Source organism: Pseudoalteromonas sp. SG43-4 (genome assembly GCF_014164325.1).
GTDB lineage: Bacteria > Pseudomonadota > Gammaproteobacteria > Enterobacterales > Alteromonadaceae > Pseudoalteromonas > Pseudoalteromonas distincta.
Genome location: NZ_JACJFB010000005.1, coordinates 62,945 through 87,301, shown reverse-complemented (window position 1 = coordinate 87,301; position 24,357 = coordinate 62,945). Strand labels below are relative to the sequence as shown.

Sequence of the window (24,357 nt, the reverse complement as noted above, 5' to 3'; positions counted from 1 at the left end):
CTTTATAGGACACTAACAATGGCGAATTATTTCAATACCTTACCTTTACGCGAGCAATTAGCGCAATTAGCGCAATGTGAATTTATGGACGCAGGCGAATTTGCCGATGGCGTTGATGCACTTAAAGGTAAAAAACTAGTTATTGTAGGCTGTGGCGCACAAGGTTTAAACCAAGGCTTAAACTTACGTGACTCTGGTTTAGATGTTTCTTACACATTACGCGCATCAGCTATTTCTGAGCGTCGCCAATCATTTTTGAACGCATCTGAAAACGGCTTTACTGTTGGCACTTACGAAGAACTAATCCCAACAGCTGATGTAGTACTTAATTTAACACCAGATAAGCAACATACTGCTGTAGTAAGTGCAATTATGCCGCTTATGAAAAAAGGCTCTACACTTGCCTACTCTCATGGCTTTAATATTGTTGAAGAAGGCATGCAAGTACGTGAAGACATTACTGTAATCATGGTTGCGCCTAAGTGTCCTGGTTCTGAAGTACGTGAAGAATACAAACGCGGTTTTGGTGTACCAACTCTAATTGCTGTTCACCCAGAAAATGACCCTCAAGGTCATGGTTTAGCACAAGCTAAAGCGTATGCAGCAGGGACTGGCGGACACCGTGCAGGTGTACTTAAATCATCATTTATTGCTGAAGTTAAGTCAGACCTAATGGGCGAGCAAACCATTTTATGTGGCATGTTACAAACTGGCTCTATTTTATGTTTTGATAAAATGATAGAAAAAGGCGTTGATGCGGGTTATGCATCAAAGCTAATTCAATACGGCTGGGAAGTAATTACCGAAGCACTTAAGTACGGCGGCGTTACAAACATGCTTGACCGCCTTTCAAACCCTGCAAAAGTAAAAGCGTTCGAACTAAGCGAAGAGCTAAAACTAATTATGCGCCCGCTTTATAATAAGCATCAAGATGACATCATCGACGGCACTTTCTCACGCACTATGATGGAAGACTGGAATAACGATGACGTAAACTTACTTAAATGGCGCGCTGAAACAGCAGAGACTAACTTTGAAAAGACCCCTGCTGGCGATGTAGAAATCTCAGAACAGGAATTTTTTGATAACGGTATTTTAATGGTAGCAATGGTAAAAGCAGGTGTTGAACTTGCTTTTGAAACCATGACAGCAGCCGGTATTATTGAAGAGTCAGCTTACTACGAGTCTTTACATGAAACGCCATTAATTGCTAATACTATTGCACGCAAAAAGCTTTTTGAAATGAACCGTACAATTTCTGACACTGCAGAGTATGGATGTTACCTATATAACCATGCATGTTTGCCATTACTTGCAGATTTTATGAAAAAAATTGATACAGATGTCATTGGTAAAGGCCTTGGCGAGCACAGTAACCAAGTTGATAACCAAACATTAATTCAAATTAACGCCGCCCTTCGTGAACACCCAGTTGAAAAAGTAGGTGCTAAATTACGTGGCTACATGTCAGCAATGAAAAAGATTGTTTAACCCTAAACGATAAATGTTTCGCTTGTTAGAAACCAAGCCCATATGCTTTGCTTATGGGCTTTTTTATGCATATTCATAAAATTTTAACCATAACACGCTACCTTCTATTCATTTCACAGTAGGCAATATCTAGCTCTAAATAAATAATGTGCTAGTATAGTCCTCTACTCAGTTGTAAAATTAATTAATATCATGACGATACAAAACCTTTCTATTACTCAAAAAATCACAGCTTTAGGCAGTGTTATTGCTATATGCGTAGCGGCACTGATTGGCTTGACCTCTTTATACAGCTCTAAAGACATAATTGAGCAACGTATGATCGAGTCAGAGCTACCTAGTAAACTGCAAACAATCAGTAATCATATAGGCGGTGAAATTAATGAGTTACTTGGTGCTGCTCAGCAACTATCATCAAACGAATTTGTTTTACAATGGGCTCAGTCTAGTAATCAAGACGACACTTTATTATTAAAAGAATTAAATCGTGTTGCCCAGCAATACGATTTAGCAACAGCATCTTGGGCAAATAGAGACACTGCACAGTACTGGAACCAAAATGGTTTTTTGCGTGTGTTAAAAAACGATACAGCTGATGGCTGGTTTTTTGCGTTCAAACAATCAAAACAACCTTATTCTATCAGTATTTATCAAGAGTCAGCCAATGATGTGAAAATGTTTGTAAATCATCAGCAAGCTAATGGTACTGGTTTAGCAGGTCTTGCAAAAAGCATCACTGATATGCAAAAGCTATTACAGCAATTTAAAATTGAGCAAACAGGTTTTGTATTTATTGCAGATAAAAATGGATTAATTCAACTTCATAAAGATGCCAATAAAGTAGCAAAAGCAAATATTGACGATTTATATACTGCAAATATTCACAGCCAACTATTTAATAGTAATGGCTTTGCACTAGAAGAAATTAACTTAAATGGCGAACCTACTCTTATAGCTGCAACCCCAATTAAAAACACTGACTTATATGTTGTAGCTCAAGTACCAAAAAGTGAAGTATTCGCAAGTGTAAACACCCTACAATGGCAAATATTTACTTTTACAGTAATCACCGCGTTAGTTGCTAGCTTGATTAGTTACTTACTTGCTCGCTCTCTTTCATCTCCACTTTCTAAAATGGCTGAGTTATTTTCACGCTTAGGCTCTGGCGATGCAAACTTAGCGTACCGCTTACCAGAATCAAGCCAACCAGAGCTCAACAATCTAAGTAATGGCTTTAACCAGTTTATAAATAAAATAGAAACAGCGATTACTCAAGTTGCCAGTGAAAGCCACGATATTCGCCAAAGTTCTGATCATGTATTTGAACAGGCAAAACGAAACTCGCAAGCAATTGATAATCAAAAAGAGCAAACAATATCTGTCGCAGCAGCTATCAACGAAATGGGCGCTACAGTGCAAGAAATAGCACAAAGCGCAGCGAATACAGCTAAGTTAACCGATAACAGCCGTGAGAACACCATTCAAAGCCACAAACAAGTATTACAAAGCCAGGCAACTATCTCAGCCCTAGCTAGCGATATTGATGGCATAACAGAGCAAGTTACTTTGCTTTCTAAAAAAACGGTTGATATAGCAAGTATTGTGGATTCAATTAGAGGGATATCGGATCAGACTAATCTACTTGCTTTAAACGCGGCAATTGAATCTGCTCGCGCAGGTGAACACGGTCGAGGCTTTGCTGTTGTTGCTGATGAAGTACGCGCTCTGGCAAACCGTACATCGCAATCAACCACCGAAATTCAATCTATGATTGAAGAGCTTACAAGAATATCTGATGATGTAGTTAACGATATTAGCCAATCAAAAGATAAAGCGCAGCAAAGCGTTGGAGCCATGCAGAGCTCAGTAGAATTACTCGATGCGATAGCCGAAACAGCTAATCAAATAAACGATATGGCTACGCTTATTGCAACTGCAACCGAACAGCAAAGTAATGTGGTTGCTGATGTAGGTCGTAACATAGAGCAAATAAGTGAAATTAGCGATAAAGCAATGAGCGAGCAAATCAATACAGAGCAAGCTATTCGTGACTTGGCAAACAGCGCTCAAACACTCGATGCACTTGTCGCTACCTTTGAAAAACATCGCTAAGCAGCTATAACTGCTATATTTCCTTTGTGAGCAAAAGCTATATTAAAAGCTAGCTTTTGCTCACAGCGAATACGGTTTAATCTAAATAAATTAACTAAATGATTTTAGTGTCGCCGGTATTAAATGCTAAAACGTATGCTTCTTTTTTGGCCCTAGGGAGCTTTTTTAATTGATACTCAAGTTTACTTGCTTCACTTTTATTACCAACTTGTTGTTGATGGATAAGTAAAAGCGGCCCTTTCCCTCTAAGGTTTTTGGCCCCTTTGCCGGCTTGATGAGTTGCAAAGCGTTTTTCAACATTAGTCGTGATCCCTGTGTACCAATGACCAAATCGTGTCTCAACTATATATAAAAACCAAGTAGACTCCGTTTTTAAAATATTCGTTTCGATGTGCTGTAAACTTTTTTCATTATTTATGGTCAAAACATTACCTTAACGCCCTTAACATAAAACAATTGCTTAAAAGGGTTTTACCTTCAGTGACTAATCGGTATCATGCAGATTATAAAAAATAAGGATCACAACTAACAATGCAGTCGTTAAAAACTTTTTCTCTTTGGCTTATCGTTGCTTTAACACTTAGCTCAGCAGCAGGTTGCTCTAGCTGGGTATACCGAATTAACATCCCACAAGGCAACTTTTTAGAGCAATCGGATGTTGAAAAACTTCGTGTAAATATGACTCGAGAGCAAGTTGTTTACGTATTAGGCAGACCTATTGCCGAAGACGCCTTTGATAACAATACTTGGCGTTATATTTACAGCTTCAATAAAGGCCGTAAAAACGAGCAAAATAAAGAGTTAGTAATTAACTTTGAAAATGAAAAGTTAGTTTCAATTTCAGGTGATTATGACCAACCTGAAAACTTTACTACACCGCTCGAGCAATAAATTTCTCAAGTGGTAAAAAAAGGTGAGCATGGCTCACCTTTTTTATTGGTTTATTTAAAAGCTTTTACCATTTTAAACAACGTTAGCGTGTGATTTAATCCGTTAAATTTTCCACGTTTATACCGATTTTCGTTACTTTTCGAGTGGGCGGCCACCCGTTATTTTATTTGCACGCCCTTCTTCTTTAGCTTTTTCTGCACGCTTTCTGCGCGCATCTTTAGGGTCTGCAATTAATGGACGATATATCTCTATACGGTCACCGTCTTTTAACTCATAGTTAGCTTTTACAGTTCGATTCCACACACCTAAAGTTAGCGATGTAGCATCTATCTCAGGGCACTTTTGTATAATACCTGACTGAATAACAGCTTGCTCGACTGTAGTCCCTTGTGGCACTTCAATTGATAAACACGTTGCCGTGGTTGGTAACGCAAATACCACCTCAACATTAATCATGCTCTCGCTCCATAAACCTGTTTTGCACGTTGAGTAAATGCACTCACCATATTTTTTGCTACATCGTTAAAAATCTTTCCAAAGGCAAGCTCTATTAACTTACTTGAAAATTCAAACTCTAGGTGCAAATGAACTTTACATGCTTTGGCGTCAAGCTCTTGAAAATGCCAACGTCCTTTTAACGTCTTAAATGGTCCATCAACAAGGCTTAGCAACACGGTTTGCTCATCAACAAAGGTGTTTTCGGTGGTAAACCACTTTTTTATACCCGCCTTAGATATTTCTAAACTCGCGGTCATGTTATTATCATGCTGTGAAACAATTTTTGAGTCTGAGCAATTTGGTAAAAACTGCGAATAAGCTTCTACATCATTAACTAGATCAAACATCTCTTTAGTGCTGTACATAACCAGCGCACTTTTTTCTATTTGTGGCATACTCACTCCCAACTGTGTGGGCGAATTTTAGCAAGCTTTGCGCGTTTCCCCAAATTTTCATGCTGCTTAAATTAAAGCTTAATTTTTAAAAGCATTATTAAAAAATCGATGTAAAACATCTCACATTACGTATATTATAGGGCACTATGGCTAAGAAAAATTCATCAAAATCGACAAGTAATACCATCGCGCTAAACAAAAAAGCGCGACATGAGTATTTTTTACACGATAAGTTTGAAGCAGGTGTTGAACTACAAGGCTGGGAAGTAAAAAGTATCCGAGCAGGTAAGGTAAACATCACCGAAACTTATATTCATCTTAAAAATGGCGAAGCATTTTTGCTTGGCGCGCAAATCCAGCCACTTAATAGTGCATCAACCCATGTAATTTGCGATCCGTTGCGTTATCGTAAGTTACTATTAAGCAGACGCGAACTTGACCGTCTACTCGGTGCAACAGAGCGAGATGGCTATTCATTAATAGCTACAGCTATGTACTGGAAAAAATGTTGGGTAAAACTTGAATTTCATCTAGCAAAAGGTAAAAAGTTGCACGATAAACGTGACGACGGGAAAAATAAAGATTGGTCTCGCGAAAAAGAACGTTTAATGAAACACAAAGTATAAGCACAGCGCCTAACTAACAAGTTAGGCGTTTTTTTTATTAAAAAACCAACTATTATTTGTTTTATTAATATACAACAAGATTACTATTCATTCAGAATATACATGTAAATAATTTATTACAATTTTATTGTGAATTAATTAATTTAATTATTACTCGCATTTAGGCTGTATTTGTTATTTCCAAAATAAAGCATATGCGCCTATTTCAACCTTCTTCAGCGCATAACATCTGTTTTAAAATCATCCAAAAACACACAAAAAACCATACTAAAATCACATTTCAGTCTAATTGCTAACACTTAAGTTACATGATATTAATGTCGTCGCTTGTTATATCAATCCGCTTAAATATGGGATTTATTTAACAGTTTAAAAAGGATTGGTATAGAGCAACTAAATTTATAACATATCAACAAGGACTTAAGGATGAAGCAATCAATTGCATTTACACCTAGCTTAATTGCAGGTGCTACAATCGCACTTTCAGCAGGTTTTACAACAACAACTTACGCTGCTGAAGAAGCTAAAAAAGTAGAGCGCATTGAAGTAACTGGCTCACGAATCAAACGTTCAGATATCGAAGGACCTTCTCCGGTTCAATCAATCGCAAGAGCTGATATTGAGAACATGGGTTATGACAACCTACAACAACTCCTCGAAAGAATGCCTGTCGCGGGTAGCGGTACTTTCTCAACACGTGGTAACAACCAAGATTCAACTGCAAATGGTTCTGCTGCTGTTAGTTTACGTGGCTTAGGTGCTGATGCTACGCTCGTACTCATCAATGGCCGTCGTGTATCTATTAGTGCATTTGCCGAAGGTATCACAAACTCATTTGTAGATATTAACAGTATCCCAGTTTCTGCCATTGAGCGAATTGATATACTAAAAGATGGTGCTTCAGCTATCTACGGCTCAGACGCAGTGGCGGGTGTTGTAAACGTTATCTTGAAAAAAGACATTGACGGTGTTGAAGTTAATTTGGGCTACGGTGGTACTGATGGTCCCAATTATGAAGAAACAACAGCAAGTTTAGTATGGGGTACTACTAGCGAGAAAAGTAGCGCGTCAGTTATTATTGATTACTTCAAAAATACATCTCTTTCTTCTGATGAAATGGGCAGCTTAGGTACAGCAAATCAATCACCTTATGGTGGTGAAGATTTTCGCTCATCTCGTGGCTTCCCTGGATATTTTTATGTAGACGGTGTTAAAACAATTGATCCGGCTTGTCCTGCTGAAAATGCAACTTCAAGCGGCAGTTGTTTATTTGATTACGGCCCCTACGGTTATATCGCACCAGCGTCTGAACGCGTGGGTGCTATTTCTCAATTTGAATATAACTTTGATAATGGCATTACGGGCTTTTTAGAAATGGCAGTACAGCACAATACGTCTGTTGCGGCCGGAGCCCCTACTCCACTTGATGAAGATGCAGGCTTAACTGTCCCAGCTAGCCACCCTAACAATCCATTTGGTGAAGACATTCAAATTGGTCGTTACCGTACAGTTGATGCTGGCGCACGCCAATGGGATATTGAATCAGATACTCTTCGCTTTGTTGCAGGGCTTAGAGGTGAGTTTAATGACTGGAGTTGGGAAACCGCTGTACAAAAAGGCCGAAGTAAATCTCTTCAAACAGGTGATAGAACACAAGGTTGGGTGCGTACTGATTTCTTACAACAAGAAATTGATGCAGGAAACTACAATCCATTTGGTGGCACATACAACGACCCTGCTGTAATTGATCGTATTACAACAAGCTTAGTGCGTCGTGGTGAGTCTCACATGACTTCCTTTGATGCAAACATTACAGGTGAAGCATTTAGTTTTGGCGATGATGTAGTAATGATGGCTGCAGGTATTGAGTACCGTGAAGAAGACGTTAATGACATTCCAGATGATCAATTTCAACGTGGTTTAATATTTGGCACAGAGTCTGTATCTGCATCTGCAGATCGTGAACAATACGCAGCCTATGTCGAGTTTTCTATCCCTCTTGCTGATAATTTAGAGCTACAACTTGCTGGCCGTTACGATGACTACAGTGACTTCGGTACAACAACAAACCCTAAAGTAGCTCTTCGCTGGGCGCCTACTGATGAAATCACAGTGCGTGGCTCTTGGGCACAAGGCTTTAGAGCGCCTTCTTTGGCACAAGTTGGTTTAGGTCCATCTCAAGAAAGCCAATTCTTTGTAGATACATACCGATGTGAAGCAACGGGCCTTGATTGTGATGCACTTGATTACAACATTGAATTTGCTGGTAACCCTGACCTTGAAGCTGAAGAATCAGAATCATGGAATGTCGGCTTTATTTGGGCGCCTTCTGCTGAGTTTGGTTTAAGTGTCGATGTGTGGAGCATCACTCAAGATAACAAAATTGATGAGCAAGAGTTTGGTCCAATTTATAACTCTGAGTGTAATAACCAAGATAGTACAGTATGTGTGCGCTTAACACCTACAGGTGGCGATAGCTTAGGAACAATTCAAAAAATTTACAGCACATTTGAAAACGTTTCTTCGCAAGAAGTATCTGGGGTCGATGTTTCAGCTAACTACAATCACTCACTTGATGACTTAGGTTTATTGAAATTTAATTTAGAATGGGCATACCAAGATAAATTTGAAAAAGATGGCCGCGATTACACCGGTGAGTATGGCTATCCAGAGCACCGCTGGATTTTCTCTACAAACTGGGAAATTGGCGAGTTTAATACAAACGTAAACATCAGTTATGTAGGTGAGTTTGAAGATACCCCAGATATTGATTTTGACGGTAATTTAGACTTTGATAGCAATACATCACGTATGGTTGATTCGCAAACATTGGTAGATTTACAAACATCTTATCGTGTTACTGACTCAACTAAACTATCGCTAGGTGTAAATAACTTATTTGATGAAGAGCCACCATTTGCAATTGGTGATGGCGACGCTGATCTATACGGTTATGCTTCAGGTGTACACAATCCTAGAGGCCGATACTTCTATACTAAAGTTAGCTTCTCGTTTTAACTTTGCGAGCTTATTTTAAAGTGAGCTAACGCTACAAATAAAAAAACCGCCAATTGGCGGTTTTTTTTATTTAAAACTAAGGGCTAAATTATAGCTCGCCTTCGTTTTCAGATAAGAACTTAGCAACGCCTTCAGGGCTTGCGTCCATACCTTTTTTACCTTCAGTCCAACCAGCAGGACATACTTCACCGTGCTCAGTATGGAACGCTAGCGCGTCAACCATGCGAAGCATTTCGTCTATGTTACGACCTAGTGGTAAATCGTTCACTACTTGGTGACGTACGTTACCTTCTTCATCAATTAAGAAAGAACCACGGAACGCAACACCCGCTTCTGGATGCTCAACGTCGTATGCTTTACAAATTTCGTGTTTAACGTCTGCAACTAGTGCGTATTGAACTTTACCAATACCGCCGTCTGCTACAGCAGTGTTACGCCATGCGTTATGTGAGAATTGTGAATCGATAGAAACACCAATTACTTCTACGCCACGCTTTTGAAACTCTTCAAAACGCTTATCAAATGCAATAAGTTCAGAAGGACATACAAACGTGAAATCTAGTGGGTAAAAGAAGATAACTGCTTTTTTACCTTTAATTGTTTCATGAAGGTTATAGCTATCTACAATTTCACCGTTACCAAGAACAGCTGCAGCGGTAAAGTCTGGTGCCTGGCGGCCTACTAATACACCCATTTTATTCTCCAAATATTTTGAGTTTGTTTTCAATTGCTTTCGCAATGCTGGTACTTATATGGGCGCTAAAAATTAAAAACCAATAGCGCATACATATAATTAATTGGCATTCTAAAGTTATTCACTACAAAAGAACAATCGCATTTAACGATGTGAGCAATCGAAAATAACGAACACTTGCAACTTGCGCTAATATGCTTAAATAATAGGTCTAATTTAAAGTGTAAGTTGCGTTGTAACTAAGTAGAAATTTTAAAAATATCGAAGTGGTTTATGCATTAAACTTTTTAGAATTTCATATACGGTGGCGCTAAATTTTACAGATATAAAAAAAACCTGCAAATGCAGGTTTCTCGCTTAGACTTAGTCCATTATATCTGAGGGCATATCACCACGGATTTTTTGCCAAATCTCACCCGTTTGATGACCGTATTTACGCATCATAGAAATAGCACCATCATGCTCTTTCTTTTCTGCCAAAATGGTTAAATCTTTATAAAACTGACGAGCAAGTTCACGAGTTCCAGCATCAGAGAAGTAATGACAACCAATCTTTGAATAAAAACCTCTAAAACCATTAAGTATTAATACATAAATACGGTTATTACCCGCAACGGCTAATTCGTGATGCACTTTATAATCATAGTCAGCAAATGCTTGAGCGGTGTCTTCTAGCTCATGGCTTTGTGATAAAATTTCAATCACGCGTTCAGGATTTAACTTAATTGCAGCACGTGTATAAATAGCACTAATATTAGTACGTGCAGATAAAAGCTGATCTGTCAGCTCTGGCATCTTGTCTTCATCTAAGCGCGCTAATGTTTCAAGAATGTTTAAGCCAGACGTTTCCCAAAAGTTATTTACTTTTGTAGGTTTACCATGCTGAATTGTTAGCCAACCATCACGTGCTAAACGCTGTAATACTTCTCTCAAGGTTGTTCTTGTAACACCAATTAACTCTGAAAGTTCTCGCTCGGCAGGTAAAATTGAACCTGGAGGGAAATCGCCGTTCCAAATGGACTCAACTATATATTCTTCAGCAAATCCTGCTGGGCTTTTCGCTTTAAAAATTCTCATCCAGTTCCCACTCGAATTAATCAACACTCATCGTTTTACACGAATAACTGACTGATTGTACCAGACGAAGCACAACTAACAAGTAAAGTAATATATTAATAAAGCAAATGGGTAGAAATTTAAAATTAATAAATAATTAAATTTGGGTTTCTCTAATTTAGCTACAATGCATGAATATCTAGAGTAATATTCATTGTAGGTACATTGTTATTATGGAGATATTTTTATTTACGCAGCGCCTGAGCTTAATTAACTTATCCCGCACTTGCCATAAGAAAAAGTACAAAAAAGTGCAACCATAAAAAATTCTTTAGATGATGCATCACCTTAGTATAAGTAAGCAATATAACTGAGCTTATGTATCGATGGGAAAATAATAGAACGTCATTTAACCTTTGCTAAGGCTGAATTGAGTAGTCATTAATTTCATCTTATAAAAAGCGACTTCGGTAGCTTTTTTTTCCTTTTTGTTGCTGCATACTTTATCCTACGTCATAATCTAACGTCCTATTAAAACGCGGAATTTTTATGAACTGGCTTGCACAATTACCTACCCAACGAACCCCGTGGCTTTTATTTACAGCTATCGTTTTTTTACTTGAAGTTACCGCTCTTTTCTTTCAATACAAAATGGGGTTAGCGCCTTGCATAATGTGTATATATCAACGCACTGCAGTATTGGGGTTATTAGGCGCAGGGATTGTAGGCTCAAGTAAACCACAAAGTAAAACTGTGCGTATGATAGCGTATGTTATTTGGGGAATATCGAGTGTTTGGGGATACTTAATTGCTCGCGAACATATTGATATGCAGACCACCACAGACCCTTTTGCATTTAGCTGCGAGTTTGAACCAAATTTCCCATCATTTATGCCACTACATGAATGGATACCTAGCTTTTTTCAAGCTACCGGGGATTGTGGAAATATAGATTGGCAGTTTGTTGGCATGAGCATGCCTGCTTGGATGGAAGTGATATTTGGGATTTTCTCACTAACGCTATTTATTATAATTATTGCCCGTTTATCAATTAAAAAGTCGATTTGATATGTTTACATTTTTTTCAAGCCAATTAGACCAGCTTAAGCATTTAAAAGTACGCCAGCGCCAAGACGTAATTGCGCTTGCATTAAGTCAGCTATCGCCAACTGATAAAGTTCTATTGCGTATTATAAAGTTGCTATTACTTAGCCCACTATTTTTAATATTCACTGTATTTAAAGGTTGGATATTAATACCATTTTTGATACTTGGCGGATTGTGCTATCCACTATTAACTACACCTATTGAAATTAACTTTGCTAAAAAGCACTTAAGCGATGCGCTAAAACAATTTAATCAGGGCGCCTAGCACCCTGATTACTTTTTAGAAATATTAAAGTGAAAGTTTCCCCTCTAATTTAGCTAAAAGTTTTTTGCCAATCCCTTTAACTTGCGATAAATCACTAACGCTTTTAAATTCGCCATTTTCTTCACGATAATCCACAATTGCCTGCGCTTTTTTCTTACCTATACCAGGTAACTTAGCAAGCATCTCTGCATCAGCATTATTTATACTAATTGTCTCAGCTTGAGGCATTTGCTTAGTTACTTCTGATAATTGTGCATACGCGGTAGTCGCGGGTAGTAAACATAATAAACTTATGATGAGTAAATTTTTTAACGTTTTCATTAAACTTGCCCTTATTCTTCTTTTCTTAATTTTGAGTATTGCTCAGGAAATCAATAAATAAGGAACTGTAAAGTTCATCACTTAAAGTGTACCTAAACGCATTATCACTATGATCCGAAATCCTGAAAATGCAGCTGGTACAACAAAGTGATTGCTTAACTAAAGTAAAGTTACCGTTTTTTGTCAAATTTAAGACACCTAAAAATTAATACTTCGCGCTTGCAAATTTACTTACAAACCATTACTGTACATAAAAACAGTAATCTAATGGTTTTTTAAAAACCACGGTGCCAAGCAATTTTGCAGGAGAAATCATGGCTGTTGTTGTTAAATATGTTGTAGAACGAAACGGAGTCGAGCGTATGACGTTTACTACCAAAAAAGAAGCGGATGCTTATGACAAGATGCTCGATATAGCAGAATCACTTGAGCTGATGCTAGAAAAGGTAGACGTACCGCTTAGTGAGCAACAAATTGAATCACTTGCTTTAGAAATAGCGAAAAGCAAAGATGATTTTATGACCATATTAAAAGGTGGCAAAGATCCAGCTGTTACCAAAGCGCCAGCAAAAAGTAAAAAGTCAGATAACGTTGCATCAATTGAAGATAACAACGATAAAAAAGTAAGTTAATTCATAGAATGCTCCCTCCTCGAACGGGACAAACTAAATAAAAAAGGGAGCAACTAAGTTGCTCCCTTTTTTATTATACCAATTCGCTTAATTAAATGATCTCTTTGAGGGTGGAAAAACGTGTTGATAGCTAGGCAAAAATTCGATATTTAGTTGTTCTAAATGAGAATTTTTTAACGCCGGTAGCAACACGTTTAGCCCCGCAAAATGATTAAGTATTATTGCGGGTTGGTATTAATTACTACTCACTTTAAAATAAGTAGTAATTGCTAATTAAAGCTCTTTTTCTACTTCATCAAATAAAGCAGTGATGTTTTGCTCAGGCTCTTTTGTTACTAAGCTAACAACAACAATTGCAATACTCGCTAAAATAAAGCCCGGTACTATTTCGTACATAAAGCTACTTAAGCTTTCACCATTGATAGTAAATGGTCCATATATCCAAATTAGCACAGTAAATGCGCCTACTAACATACCAGCTAACGCACCAGCAAAGTTCATGCGTTTCCAATAAAGGCTAAACAATACAAGAGGTCCAAACGCAGCACCAAAGCCAGCCCACGCATTACTTACTAGGTCTAAAATAGAGCTATCTCTGTCGTAAGCTAAATAAATAGCGAACATAGCAACTACGGCAACACTAATACGGCCAACAGCAACTAGCTCTTTATCACTGGCATCTTTACGTAAGAATGTTTTATAGAAATCTTCTGTTAATGAACTTGAACTAACCAATAATTGAGATGAGATAGTACTCATAATCGCAGCCAAAATTGCAGCAAGTAAAAAGCCAGCAATAAGTGGGTGGAACAGCAACTCAGAAAGAATTAAGAAAATTGTTTCAGGGTCTTCAACTACAATGTTGTTCTCATAAGTATAAGCTGCACCAAATATACCAGTACCAACAGCACCAATGGCAGCAACAATCATCCATGTCATACCAATACGGCGTGCTTTAGGCATATCTTTAACACTACGTACCGACATAAAACGAACAATGATATGTGGTTGGCCAAAATAACCTAAACCCCAAGCCATTGCAGAAATAATACCTAATGCAGAACCTGCACCAATCCAGTTAAGCATATCTGGATTTACGCTATGTAAAGTTGATTCTAAAGGTTGTTCAAGCAAAGAATATGCAACCGTTGGTACTAGAATAAGTGCAATGAACATAATACAACCTTGCACAAAGTCAGTTAAGCTTACAGCTAAAAAACCACCAAACAAGGTATATAAAACAACTACGCCCGTTGTAATGTATAAACCCATCTCATAAGTTAAACCAAATGAGCTTTCAAACAATTTACCACCAGCGACAACACCAGATGAAGTATAAAGAGTAAAGAAAACAATAATTACCACAGCTGATACAACACGTAATAGGTTGGATTTATCATTGAAGCGATTTGAAAAGTAATCTGGGATGGTTATAGAGTCATTTGCTTTTTCAGTGTAAACACGTAATCTCGGTGCAACTAACAGATAGTTTAACCAAGCACCAATCACCAAGCCAATTGCTATCCATGTACTACTAAAACCAGTAACAAACATCGCACCAGGTAGGCCCATTAAAATCCAGCCACTCATATCAGATGCACCTGCAGACAGTGCAGCTACACTTGGAGATAGATTTCGTCCACCTAACATGTAACCAGATACATCGTCAGTAGATTGCTTATATGCATATAGTCCGATACCTAACATTACAATAAAATATAATGCTAGTGAAATAATCATTCCTGTTTCCAAATTAGCCTCCGCATAATTATTAATAATAGGCTTTAATCCAAATAATGACTCTTAAAATTTTATAGTTAAGACACTATTGGGGTAAAAACCATTCTCGCTGACTATATCATGCTTGATAATAAAATCTCCAACTTGTTGCCCTCACCTGATACAAAAATACTCATGTTGAATAATTTTAAAGCGAATTGGTGAAATATAATAAATTAAATACTAGAAAGACCTTAATTTTTAATGATAATTTATTAATCTAGCAAATATACGTAATGCTATTTTGAGTCTTTTGCCATATATTATTACAATAACTAATTAGATTACTCTTACGGAACTGTTTATGTATTTTTACGCTGCACGCCAACCTATTTTAGACAGAGATAAAAAGCTCATCGGGTATGAACTTTTATTTCGCGATGGCGTTGATAACGTATTTCCCGATATAGACGGTGACGAGGCAACTACACGACTAATTGAAGGTAGTCAGTTTAATTTCGGCTTAGAAGATTTAACCGACAATAAACCCGCCTATATAAATTTCACTCTAGAAACGCTATCAAAGGGCTACCCAACACTACTGGGCAAAGATACTGTAGTTGTAGAAATCCTTGAAACTGTGCAACCTGGGAAGCGATTATTAGCCATAGTGAAAGATCTAAAAGATAAAGGTTACACTATTGCTCTTGATGACTATATTCATCAGCCTGTTTGGCGCCACTTTTATCCATTTATTGATATTATTAAAATAGACTTTTTAGCATCTGATATAGATACAATAAAAACGGTTCTTAATGATTTAAAACTGCACTCGCATATTAAGTTACTTGCCGAAAAAGTAGAAACCTATGAAATTTACCAACAAGCTCTAGAGCTTGGTTTTGATTATTTCCAAGGATTTTTCTTCTCAAAACCTGAAATGGTACAAAGTAAGGCTCTACCGCCTTCAGAAATGGCATTAGCTGAATTACTTTACGAAACATCAAGCGTTGATATGGATCTTAAAAAAATCACTGATGTGTTTGAGCGTGATGTAAACCTATCTTACAAATTACTTAGGTATTCAAATTCTGCTGCCTTTGCAAGGCGTGCTGAAATAAGTACCATTAAGCAAGCCCTTATAGTGCTTGGTGCTAACGAAATTAAAAAACTATTATCATTATTATTTGCAGCGCAAGTATCAGCAGATAAACCTGTAGAGCTAATTAGGCTATCGCTTACGCGCGCTCGTTTTGGTGAGTTACTCGCTATATCCCATGGACAATTTAAAGATACCGGCATGGCATTTTTAACCGGTATGATGTCTCTTATGGATGCTATTTTAGATGAGAGTATGGAAAGCGTTATGAAAAAGCTTCCACTTTCGAATGACATAAAAGCAGCGTTATTAAACGATGAAGGCTTGCTGGCAAAATATTTAAACTTAGTTAAGTATTATGAACAAGCTAACTGGTCAGCCGCAAACGAATTAACGAAAGAACTAAACCTAGGTGAAAAAGTTCCTGATGCCTATCATGAAGCACTGACTTGGGTTAATGAGCAAATGCAGTTAATAGTTAACGAAAAATAAGTAACCCGAACTCTGGTTAAAACATTTACTAATATATTGAATCATAATGATATCTAAGTTTATTTTTCTCTAGCCAAAGTTCAGATTCTATATAAACAGTAAATAAAAACGCCAGCATTTAGCTGGCGTTTTTATTAGTGGCTTCAATTATAAACTTTCTAAAAAGTCTTCATCAAAATCAGCTGGCTCTTCTTTAACTGGTGGATTGCCATCGTACAGCTCATAAATTTGACGCTGGAAGTAAATATCTTTTACAAATAAGTACGGATCAAGTGAATCATTTAATAGCCCTTCTTGTGGGATTAATGATGCACGCGCCTCAACTGCTTTTAAAACAAATACTAAAATAGTTTGTGGAGTCGTTAGCGCAACTTCAGGTAATACAAAGTTGTCGACTACATCACCGGTCAGGTTACGTGCTGTTGTTGGCCCCATACCTGGTAGCATTAAATAGGCGCCATCACCTACGCCCCATACACCCAACGTTTGCCCAAAGTCTTCATCGACTATTTCAAGACCTAGTGAGCTTGCAACATCAAAGATACCAAAAAGACCGACAGTAGAGTTAACTAAAAAGCGTGCTAAGCTCACGCTTGCATTACCCGGTTTACCTTGCAAACCCGCATTGATCATATCTACAGGTGCGGTGATATTACCTGTAAAATTAACAATACCGTTTCTTACCGGTACAGGCGTTACTTCAACATAACCTACAGCAACTGGGCGCAACAAATAAGCATCCAGTACATCCATATTAAAGTCATATAATGGACGATTAATACTTTGCAGCGGATCTCTTTCATCTACTTTGCTTTGAGGGACTTGAGCACAGCCGGCTAGTATCAATAAACATAAAAAAGTAAAACTGTGTTTTAACATCTAACGTCCTTAAGGTATTAATGTATCAATTTGAAGTTGGTAGTCACTTACACTTTCACGCTTTAACGCCTGTGAATGACCTTCTAGCTCACCAGAGCTTGGCATAACAGAGTCATCGATAGAAATACGCGCCGAAATAATAATATTTTCTGCACTAGATAGGTTAAGCCCTGCAACCATTGCACTACTATCACTCAACTCAACTGTAATTGGAAATGAATATTTAGTAAGCTTAACAGCAGCCAATGGCATAGGTGAGCCAGTTGCAGCTTTTGCAAATATAAACAAAATACCGTCTTTTGGCTGTTTATCAATAAGCTCTTTTGCAATGTCGACTGTAACTGCAATAGCACCCGTTGTAGTAGTAACTGGCATAACTGAGCCTTCACTTTGCATTTGTTGCTCAATATCAGCAATACGTTCTGAGATCATGTTATAACGTGAATCATTTTTTTCCATGCTCGCCAATAAAACTTCAAATGCAGTTTTAGCTTGCGGCCAATCTTTACGCTCATACGCTATCAGCGCTAGTAACGAAATAGCATCTAAATTAGTAGGCTCAACGTTTAGCACTTTTGAAAGCATACCTGCCGAGCGAGTCATATTAGCTTCGCTACCTTCAAGTAATAAAACCTGACTGTAACTAATAAGAACCTGCATATTATCAGGGTTCATACGTAGTGCTTTATCAAATGACTGCTGCGCCATGTCAAATTCATTAAGCGACATAGCCACTCGACCAAGTAGCATCCAAGCAACTTCATCATCGCCAGAGCGGCTAAGTTTAGTACGAAGCGCCAATGCAAAAGCCTGCAGCTCATTTTGACTAAGCGGCTCACCTTTTTGCATTACAGCACGCTCGCCATAATCAGCTAAATTATCCATTGCGTCATGCCAAGCCGAAATTTGCTGCTGACTGCCTGTAAAACTATAAAAAATCCCTGTAAGCGCAAGAACAAATGCACCGCCTGTTAAAGCAAAAATACGATTATTACCTTTGCTGTTAAGTGATTTCTCAGGTGATAGCTCATTCAATAAGCGACGTTTTAATTCAACAATTGATTCTGCGTGATTTACGCTATCAATGCGTTGATTATCTAAATCAGTTTGCAAATCGACTAAACGCTGCTCATAAATACTAATTAATTCAGCATTGGCGTTATGAGTAATCGTTTGAACACGCTCTTTTTTTAAAAAAGGTATCATAACAAAGCTAAGAGCAACCAGTGTGAGTAAGGCAAAACACGCCCACATTAAAATCATTTAGCTTTGCTCCTGACGTTTATTTTGTTCAATTAGCTTCGCTAGCAGCATTTCATCGTCGCTGCTCCATGTTTGTTTTACTGATGCTTTTCGTTGGCGAATAACAATAAAACCAAAGCCAACAATTACAATTAATACAGGTAGTACCCACAGCACTAAAGTCGCTGGTGTAACAGGTGGGTCGTAATGAACAAAATAGCCAAAGCGGTCAATCATATAATCAATCACTTCGTCTTTGCTTTTACCTTCTTTAACCAATACGAGCACTTTATCGCGCAAGTCTTTAGCAACAACAGCGTCGGAGTCCGCAATGTTTTGATTTTGACACTTAGGGCAACGTAGCTCTTTGGTTAACTCTTCAAACAATATTGCTTGTTTGTTGTTATCAAATTGATAGCGATCTTGCTGTGCAAACGCCCCCATGCTTACAAAAAGGCTAAGCGTAAGTAGTAACCACTTCATTATTTAAGCTCCTGCATAATTGGCGCAAATTTAGCACGCCATACTCGCGGATTTATATCACCGGTGTGATGCAACAAAATAGTGCCTTTTTTATCGACTAAAAATGTTTCTGGAGCACCCGATACACCTAAATCCAACGACAAAGTACGGTGTAAATCTAAAATATTAAATTGGTAAGGGTCACCTGCACGTTGCAGCATATCAGTGACTTCGCTGCGAAGTGATTGCATATCAAACGGGCCATCAAAATCAGAGTCGTAACCTTGTACGTAATATAGTCCAATAATTTTAACGCCTTGCTCACGTAACTTAGTTAAATAACCAAGTTCGACTAAACATGTTGGGCACCACGTACCCCATACATTTAATAAGTAAACTTCACCTTTTAACGACTCGTTGGTCCACTGCTTATTGTCTTGCATTAAATCAGGTAAATTAAACGCTGGCATTTCTTGACCTATCCGCCCTGTTTGAATTTCACGAGGGTTGGCAAAAAGACCTTGGTATAAAAATACACACACAAAAGCAAACACTAAAAGCGGCGCAATAGCTAAAATTTTACGGTTCATAAAACACTCTCCGGTACATCTTTACGGGCTGTTTTAGCTGATGTACGGTAACGTTTATCAAACAAAATCATGAAACCTGCAAATGACATAAGCACGCCACCAATCCATATCCAGCGTACAAATGGTTTATGGTAAATGCGAAGTGACCATGCATCACCACTTAATTGCTCACCTAATGCTAAATATAAATCACGTTTAAAACCGGCATCTATTGCCGCCTCAGTCATAAACTGCATACCAATGTCATATTTACGTTTTTCGGCGTGTAAACGTGTTACTAGCTCATTATTTTTAAGCACAGATACAACGCCCGCATGACCGCTGTAGTTTGGCCCACGAATAGTTTTAACGCCATCAAAGCGATATTCATACTCATTAAGCTGTGCTATTTCACCCGGTTTCATCGATACATCACGCTCTACTGAATAAGCCGAGGTAAGTGTTACGCCCGCAATAATAAATGCAATACCAATATGCCCAAGTACCATAGCCCAGTAACTTACAGTAAAGCGTTTTAAGCCTTCTTTTAAGCTCCCGTGCACAGCTGCTTTGGTGTAAATATCAATCCCTGTTGATATTGCAATCCAAACCGCCAGTGTTGTCGCTAATAACGTAAGTGGTTTTACTAAATCGTAACTTGAGAATAACCAAGCGCAGGTAATCACAACACTTGCTAATACGCCCATTAATATTTTGTTTTGCAAAAAAGCCCACTTGTTTTGCTTCCAACGTAAAAGTGGTCCGATACCCATCAAAATAGCAAACGGTACTAAAATTATTGCAAACATCTTATTAAAAAACGGTTCGCCAATAGAAATACTACCTAAGCCCATTTCTTTATGAACCATTGGCAACAATGTACCTAACATAACAATTAATGTAGCAACAACTAAAAATATATTATTGAGCCATAACGCCACTTCGCGCGATACCAGCTTGTATCGTCCTTCACTGTGAACTTGTGACACACGCATTGCATATAAAGCCAAGCCACCACCGACAACGATGCCTAAAAAGGCGAGTATAAATAAGCCTCTATCGGGGTCTGTAGCAAACGCATGTACCGATACAATAATACCCGAGCGTACAATAAACGTACCTAGCAAACTTAAAGAAAATGCTGCAATTGCGAGTAATACTGTCCATGATTTAAATATACCGCGCTTTTCTGTCACACTTAATGAATGCAGTAATGCGGTTGCAACAAGCCAAGGCATAAGCGCTGCGTTTTCTACTGGATCCCAAAACCACCAGCCACCCCAGCCTAGTTCTGAATACGCCCACCAGCTACCAATAGTAAGACCTAAACCTAAGAACCCCCATGCAGTCATCGTCCACGGGCGTGACCATTTAGCCCATGTGTTATCAAGTTTACCAGTTAACAATGCAGCTATAGCAAAAGAGAAAGCAACCGACAGCCCCACATAACCCATGTACAGTAATGGTGGATGAATAATCATACCTGGATCTTGAAGCAGCGGATTCAAATCACGCCCTTCTACCGGAAAATAAGGAAGTAGGCGCTCAAACGGGCTTGAAAGCAGTAAGGTGTACATCATAAAACCTACACCTAAAAAACCAAGTACACCCAGTACGCGAGCACGTAATACCCAAGGTAATGATTTAGAACGCGCTGCTACAGCAGCGGTCCAACCCGCTTGCATTACTAACCATAATAAAATAGCACCTTCATGACCGCCCCACGTAGAGGTGATTTTATAGTACCAAGGCAGCGTACTACTTGAATGATACGCTACGTAAGATACGGTAAAGTCGTCTGTTAAACTTGCATAAATAAGTGCAGCAAAAGAGATTAGTACAAAAGCAAACTGGCCTATTGCTAAAGATGGAGCCGCACGCATTAACCGAAGATTACCAGTATGCGCGCCCCAAAGAGGAAAAATACACAGTAAAACGCTTAGCACCATGGCAAGCGTTAAAGAAAAATAACCAATTTCTGGGATCATAGCTAATTACCACTATCTAAGTTGTATTTTGGTTTTTCGTGCTTAATACCTTTAACTGCCTCTGCAACTTCTGCTGGCATATATTCTTCGTCATGCTTTGCTAGTACTTCAAATGCTTCAATAACATTAGGCTCGACTAATACGCCCTGCGCTACAATGCCTTGCCCCTCACGAAACAAGTCTGGCAATATGCCCTGATAACGCACAGTCACTAATGGACCTGTATCTATTAGCTTAAAGCTTACTTGTAAGCTTTGTTCATTACGCTCAACCGTGCCTGGCACAACCATGCCGCCAATACGTAACTTTTGACCTATATGTGGTTTTTCTTTGTTAGGGCCTTTGCCATCAATTAATTCGCTTGGCGTATAAAAAAGATTAATATTTTCTTGCAGTGCATAAAGCACTAAACCAATTGACCCACCAATACCAAACAGTACGGCAATGATTACCAATAGGCGCTTTTTACGTCTTGGATTCATGAGATTTGTTCCTGCTTAGCTTTTTTAATTCGCGCTTCACGTATTATTTGTTGCTCCACTGAAGCCATAATACGCTTTGTGTCTCTCAAAGAGTTCACTAAAATACCGAGTAAAATAAGTGCGCATGTACCAAAAGAAAGCCAGACATAAAATCCATAACCTCCCATTGCAATAAAATCAGAAAAAGAGTCAAACTGCATAATTACCCCTTATTTAACAACGAGCGAACCCACGGTCGGTGCTTTTCTCGTTGCAAAATTTCATTTTTAAGACGAATTAAAGTCACTGTTCCAACAAAAGCAGCAAAGGCTAAAATATTAACCATAAGAGGCCAAAACATACTTGGATCTATTGCTTTTGTATCTAGCTTTGTAATGCTTGCACCTTGGTGTAACGTATTCCACCACTCAACAGAGTAATGAATAATAGGTAAATTAATTACGCCAACAATTGCTAAAATAGAAGCCGCACGCCCTGCTGACTTCTTATCTTCAAATGCATGGTAAAGCGAAAGCACGCCAAGATATAAAAATAATAAAATAAGTTCAGACGTTAAACGCGCATCCCATACCCACCAAGCACCCCACATAGGTTTACCCCATGCAGCGCCAGTAATAAGCGCTATAGCAGTAATACATGCACCAACAGGCGCAATAGCAATAACAGCAAGCTCGGCATTTCGTAGCTGCCATACAAGTGCAACGATAGCGGCAATCGCCATTGATGAGTAAGCCCCCATAGATAAAATGGCAGAAGGCACATGAATAAAGATGATACGGTAGCTGTCTTTTTGTTGGTAATCGGCAGGTGCAAAACCAAGCCCCCATACCCATCCAACAATCATACTAACTACGGTAACTACGGCAAAATATGGCAGTAACGTATTGCATAACTGGTATGCACGCTCTGCTTTAGCATAGGGATGTAACCACTTCCACATTAACTTACACTCACTTTTAAAGCTGACGATATGGCAATTGGTGCGCTAATAATAGCAATAAGTAACATTGCACCAAGGATGGCAAGCTGCCCACTATAATCCAGTGACATTGTACTGGTATCGATAGCCGACGTTGCAAAAATCAAAACAGGAATATACAAAGGCAGTACGAGTAAACTCATCAAAATACCCCCTTTTTGTAATCCTACAGTAAGCCCTGCGCCTATTGCGCCAATAAAGCTCAATAGTGGAGTGCCTAATAATAATGTTAAAACAGTTGCTGTTAACGCCGTACTTTCTAGGTTTAACAACAATGCAAATAGCGGGGTCATTAATACAAGCGGTAAACCTGTTACCACCCAATGAGCAGCCACTTTAGCAAGTACGGTTAGCGATAATGGATAAGAGGATGCAATTAACTGCTCCAACGAGCCATCGTTAAAATCATCCCTAAACAACTTATCTAAACCCAACATGGTAGAGAGTAATGCGGCAACCCAAATAATACCTGGCGCCATTCTCGCAAGTAGACTGGGCTCAGGCCCTATTGCTAACGGAAATAATGAAATTACAATTAAGAAGAATAAAATAGGATTTACAATTTCGGCGCGCTGGCGAAACGCAAGTTTTACATCTTTGGTAAATACCGCACTAAATAGCAACCAATAAGAGTGTTGACGAGTCATTAGTGGCGATACTCCAGTGTAACCGTTTGTAAGTTACTAAAGTGGGTCGTTAAGTCTTGGTGGGTCGTTAATAAAATGGCACCACCGCTTTGTAAGTGTTCAGTAAATCGCTGCTGTAAAAAGGCGACACCGCTTTTATCAAGCGCGGTAAATGGCTCATCAAGTACCCATAATTTAGCATCACTTAACCAAAGCCTAACAAGCGCTACACGTCGTTGTTGTCCAGCAGATAGCATTCTAACGGGTACATCTTCAAGTCCAACAAGGCCAAGTTGCGCTAAAATAGGATACAAATCAGGCTCATTTATGTAGCCATTAATTTGTAACCAGTGGCGAACATTTTCAACTGCACTAAGCTGAGTACTTACACCTGTTTTATGCCCTATAAAAAGCAGCTCTCTGGCATACTCTTCATAGTACTTAGATATAGGTTGATCTTGGAACAGAACAGACCCTTCATCAGGCACAGAAAAGCCAGCAATAATACGCAGTAGCGATGTTTTACCAGCCCCATTAGGACCCGCTAATTGCATGATTTGACCGCTATTAAGGCTAAAATTAAGATCCGCAAACAAACAACGATCTTGCTTGATGCAGGTGACGGACTTAATGTGTAACAAGATGACGATTCTCTCTGCCAAAAATTAGGCGTTAGTCTACCATAATGATAGGGTAATACGAATATTGCTTTAT

Annotated in this window: 26 protein-coding genes; 9 read left to right on the top strand and 17 right to left on the bottom strand. The window is 38.6% G+C overall.

The features are described 5' to 3' along the window. Positions 1 to 18 precede the first annotated feature (18 nt). Entirely contained in the window at positions 19 to 1,491 is a 1,473-nt protein-coding gene (gene ilvC / locus H5160_RS06705) for a ketol-acid reductoisomerase (RefSeq protein WP_004335714.1), read from the top strand. Between the two features lie 192 nt (positions 1,492 to 1,683). Then, positions 1,684 to 3,603: a methyl-accepting chemotaxis protein gene (locus H5160_RS06700; RefSeq protein WP_182694296.1), complete on the top strand. Its 1,920-nt coding sequence runs from the start codon at positions 1,684 to 1,686 to the stop codon at positions 3,601 to 3,603. Between the two features lie 94 nt (positions 3,604 to 3,697). Here H5160_RS06700 and H5160_RS06695 read toward each other — a convergent pair whose 3' ends face one another. Beyond that, a complete protein-coding gene (locus tag H5160_RS06695; protein WP_024594786.1) occupies positions 3,698 to 4,027 on the bottom strand; it encodes a GIY-YIG nuclease family protein in 330 nt (109 codons plus the stop codon). A 107-nt stretch (positions 4,028 to 4,134) separates the two neighbouring features. Here H5160_RS06695 and H5160_RS06690 point away from each other — a divergent pair, with 107 nt between their 5' ends. Further along, positions 4,135 to 4,494, top strand: a complete 360-nt coding sequence (locus tag H5160_RS06690) for an outer membrane protein assembly factor BamE (RefSeq protein WP_004335706.1) — start codon at positions 4,135 to 4,137, stop codon at positions 4,492 to 4,494. A gap of 132 nt (positions 4,495 to 4,626) precedes the next feature. Here the strand turns inward: H5160_RS06690 and H5160_RS06685 are convergent, their stop codons facing one another. Together H5160_RS06685 and H5160_RS06680 are read right to left on the bottom strand one after the other, a co-directional pair. Further along, entirely contained in the window at positions 4,627 to 4,950 is a 324-nt protein-coding gene (locus H5160_RS06685) for an RnfH family protein (RefSeq protein ID WP_004335703.1), read from the bottom strand. Next, positions 4,947 to 5,387, bottom strand: coding sequence for a type II toxin-antitoxin system RatA family toxin (locus H5160_RS06680; protein ID WP_138488724.1), 441 nt, complete (start codon positions 5,385 to 5,387; stop codon positions 4,947 to 4,949). Before H5160_RS06680 ends, H5160_RS06685 begins: the two co-directional genes overlap by 4 nt. Before the next feature lie 146 nt (positions 5,388 to 5,533). On the opposite strand from H5160_RS06680, the gene smpB reads away from it, so the two are divergent. Next, entirely contained in the window at positions 5,534 to 6,013 is a 480-nt protein-coding gene (gene smpB, locus H5160_RS06675; protein ID WP_004335699.1) for an SsrA-binding protein SmpB, read from the top strand. Positions 6,014 to 6,439: 426 nt separating this feature from the next. Beyond that, complete coding sequence (locus tag H5160_RS06670) at positions 6,440 to 9,031, top strand: TonB-dependent receptor (protein WP_182737110.1); 2,592 nt, start codon at positions 6,440 to 6,442, stop codon at positions 9,029 to 9,031. 88 nt (positions 9,032 to 9,119) lie between these two features. On the opposite strand, the gene H5160_RS06665 is transcribed toward H5160_RS06670, so the two are convergent. Together H5160_RS06665 and fadR are read right to left on the bottom strand one after the other, a co-directional pair. Then, positions 9,120 to 9,725, bottom strand: a complete 606-nt coding sequence (locus H5160_RS06665) for a peroxiredoxin (protein WP_007378637.1) — start codon at positions 9,723 to 9,725, stop codon at positions 9,120 to 9,122. A gap of 363 nt (positions 9,726 to 10,088) precedes the next feature. Then, positions 10,089 to 10,802 (bottom strand): fatty acid metabolism transcriptional regulator FadR, encoded by a 714-nt coding sequence (gene fadR / locus H5160_RS06660; protein ID WP_024606190.1) that lies wholly within the window; start codon positions 10,800 to 10,802, stop codon positions 10,089 to 10,091. Positions 10,803 to 11,330: 528 nt separating this feature from the next. Here fadR and dsbB point away from each other — a divergent pair. Together dsbB and H5160_RS06650 are read left to right on the top strand one after the other, a co-directional pair. Then, a complete protein-coding gene (dsbB, locus tag H5160_RS06655) occupies positions 11,331 to 11,849 on the top strand; it encodes a disulfide bond formation protein DsbB (RefSeq protein WP_024595347.1) in 519 nt (172 codons plus the stop codon). A 1-nt stretch (position 11,850) separates the two neighbouring features. Continuing rightward, positions 11,851 to 12,153: a DUF6170 family protein gene (locus tag H5160_RS06650; protein WP_024595348.1), complete on the top strand. Its 303-nt coding sequence runs from the start codon at positions 11,851 to 11,853 to the stop codon at positions 12,151 to 12,153. Between the two features lie 24 nt (positions 12,154 to 12,177). On the opposite strand, the gene H5160_RS06645 is transcribed toward H5160_RS06650, so the two are convergent. After that, positions 12,178 to 12,474, bottom strand: coding sequence for a helix-hairpin-helix domain-containing protein (locus H5160_RS06645; protein WP_165723515.1), 297 nt, complete (start codon positions 12,472 to 12,474; stop codon positions 12,178 to 12,180). A gap of 314 nt (positions 12,475 to 12,788) precedes the next feature. Here H5160_RS06645 and H5160_RS06640 point away from each other — a divergent pair, with 314 nt between their 5' ends. Beyond that, positions 12,789 to 13,106: a YebG family protein gene (locus tag H5160_RS06640; RefSeq protein WP_004335683.1), complete on the top strand. Its 318-nt coding sequence runs from the start codon at positions 12,789 to 12,791 to the stop codon at positions 13,104 to 13,106. A 273-nt stretch (positions 13,107 to 13,379) separates the two neighbouring features. Here H5160_RS06640 and putP read toward each other — a convergent pair whose 3' ends face one another. Next, positions 13,380 to 14,858, bottom strand: a complete 1,479-nt coding sequence (gene putP / locus H5160_RS06635; protein WP_149602304.1) for a sodium/proline symporter PutP — start codon at positions 14,856 to 14,858, stop codon at positions 13,380 to 13,382. Between the two features lie 331 nt (positions 14,859 to 15,189). Between putP and H5160_RS06630 the strand changes: the two genes are divergently transcribed. Next, entirely contained in the window at positions 15,190 to 16,416 is a 1,227-nt protein-coding gene (locus tag H5160_RS06630; RefSeq protein WP_004335679.1) for an EAL and HDOD domain-containing protein, read from the top strand. A 147-nt stretch (positions 16,417 to 16,563) separates the two neighbouring features. Here the strand turns inward: H5160_RS06630 and H5160_RS06625 are convergent, their stop codons facing one another. Genes H5160_RS06625 through ccmA form a run of 10 tightly spaced genes read right to left on the bottom strand, consistent with a single transcriptional unit; the run spans position 16,564 to position 24,284 of the window. After that, entirely contained in the window at positions 16,564 to 17,295 is a 732-nt protein-coding gene (locus H5160_RS06625; RefSeq protein ID WP_182732705.1) for a VacJ family lipoprotein, read from the bottom strand. Between the two features lie 9 nt (positions 17,296 to 17,304). Beyond that, positions 17,305 to 18,558, bottom strand: a complete 1,254-nt coding sequence (gene ccmI / locus H5160_RS06620) for a c-type cytochrome biogenesis protein CcmI (protein ID WP_182737108.1) — start codon at positions 18,556 to 18,558, stop codon at positions 17,305 to 17,307. Continuing rightward, entirely contained in the window at positions 18,559 to 19,020 is a 462-nt protein-coding gene (locus H5160_RS06615; protein ID WP_002959280.1) for a cytochrome c-type biogenesis protein, read from the bottom strand. Continuing rightward, entirely contained in the window at positions 19,020 to 19,589 is a 570-nt protein-coding gene (locus H5160_RS06610) for a redoxin family protein (protein WP_182737107.1), read from the bottom strand. Before H5160_RS06610 ends, H5160_RS06615 begins: the two co-directional genes overlap by 1 nt. Then, positions 19,586 to 21,556, bottom strand: a complete 1,971-nt coding sequence (locus H5160_RS06605; protein WP_002959282.1) for a heme lyase CcmF/NrfE family subunit — start codon at positions 21,554 to 21,556, stop codon at positions 19,586 to 19,588. The genes H5160_RS06610 and H5160_RS06605 overlap by 4 nt, the downstream gene beginning before the upstream one ends. Positions 21,557 to 21,558: 2 nt before the next feature. Next, a complete protein-coding gene (gene ccmE / locus H5160_RS06600; RefSeq protein WP_002959283.1) occupies positions 21,559 to 22,038 on the bottom strand; it encodes a cytochrome c maturation protein CcmE in 480 nt (159 codons plus the stop codon). Then, positions 22,035 to 22,238, bottom strand: coding sequence for a heme exporter protein CcmD (gene ccmD, locus H5160_RS06595; RefSeq protein ID WP_002959284.1), 204 nt, complete (start codon positions 22,236 to 22,238; stop codon positions 22,035 to 22,037). Before ccmD ends, ccmE begins: the two co-directional genes overlap by 4 nt. Before the next feature lie 2 nt (positions 22,239 to 22,240). Further along, the gene (locus H5160_RS06590; RefSeq protein WP_002959285.1) at positions 22,241 to 22,978 is read right to left on the bottom strand and encodes a heme ABC transporter permease; all 738 of its coding nucleotides are present in this window, start codon (positions 22,976 to 22,978) and stop codon (positions 22,241 to 22,243) included. Then, positions 22,978 to 23,664 carry a heme exporter protein CcmB gene (ccmB, locus tag H5160_RS06585; RefSeq protein WP_165723519.1) on the bottom strand — a complete coding sequence of 229 codons (687 nt, stop codon included), beginning with the start codon at positions 23,662 to 23,664 and terminating at the stop codon, positions 22,978 to 22,980. Before ccmB ends, H5160_RS06590 begins: the two co-directional genes overlap by 1 nt. Then, a complete protein-coding gene (ccmA, locus tag H5160_RS06580; protein ID WP_152609331.1) occupies positions 23,664 to 24,284 on the bottom strand; it encodes a cytochrome c biogenesis heme-transporting ATPase CcmA in 621 nt (206 codons plus the stop codon). The genes ccmB and ccmA overlap by 1 nt, the downstream gene beginning before the upstream one ends. Positions 24,285 to 24,357 lie beyond the last annotated feature (73 nt).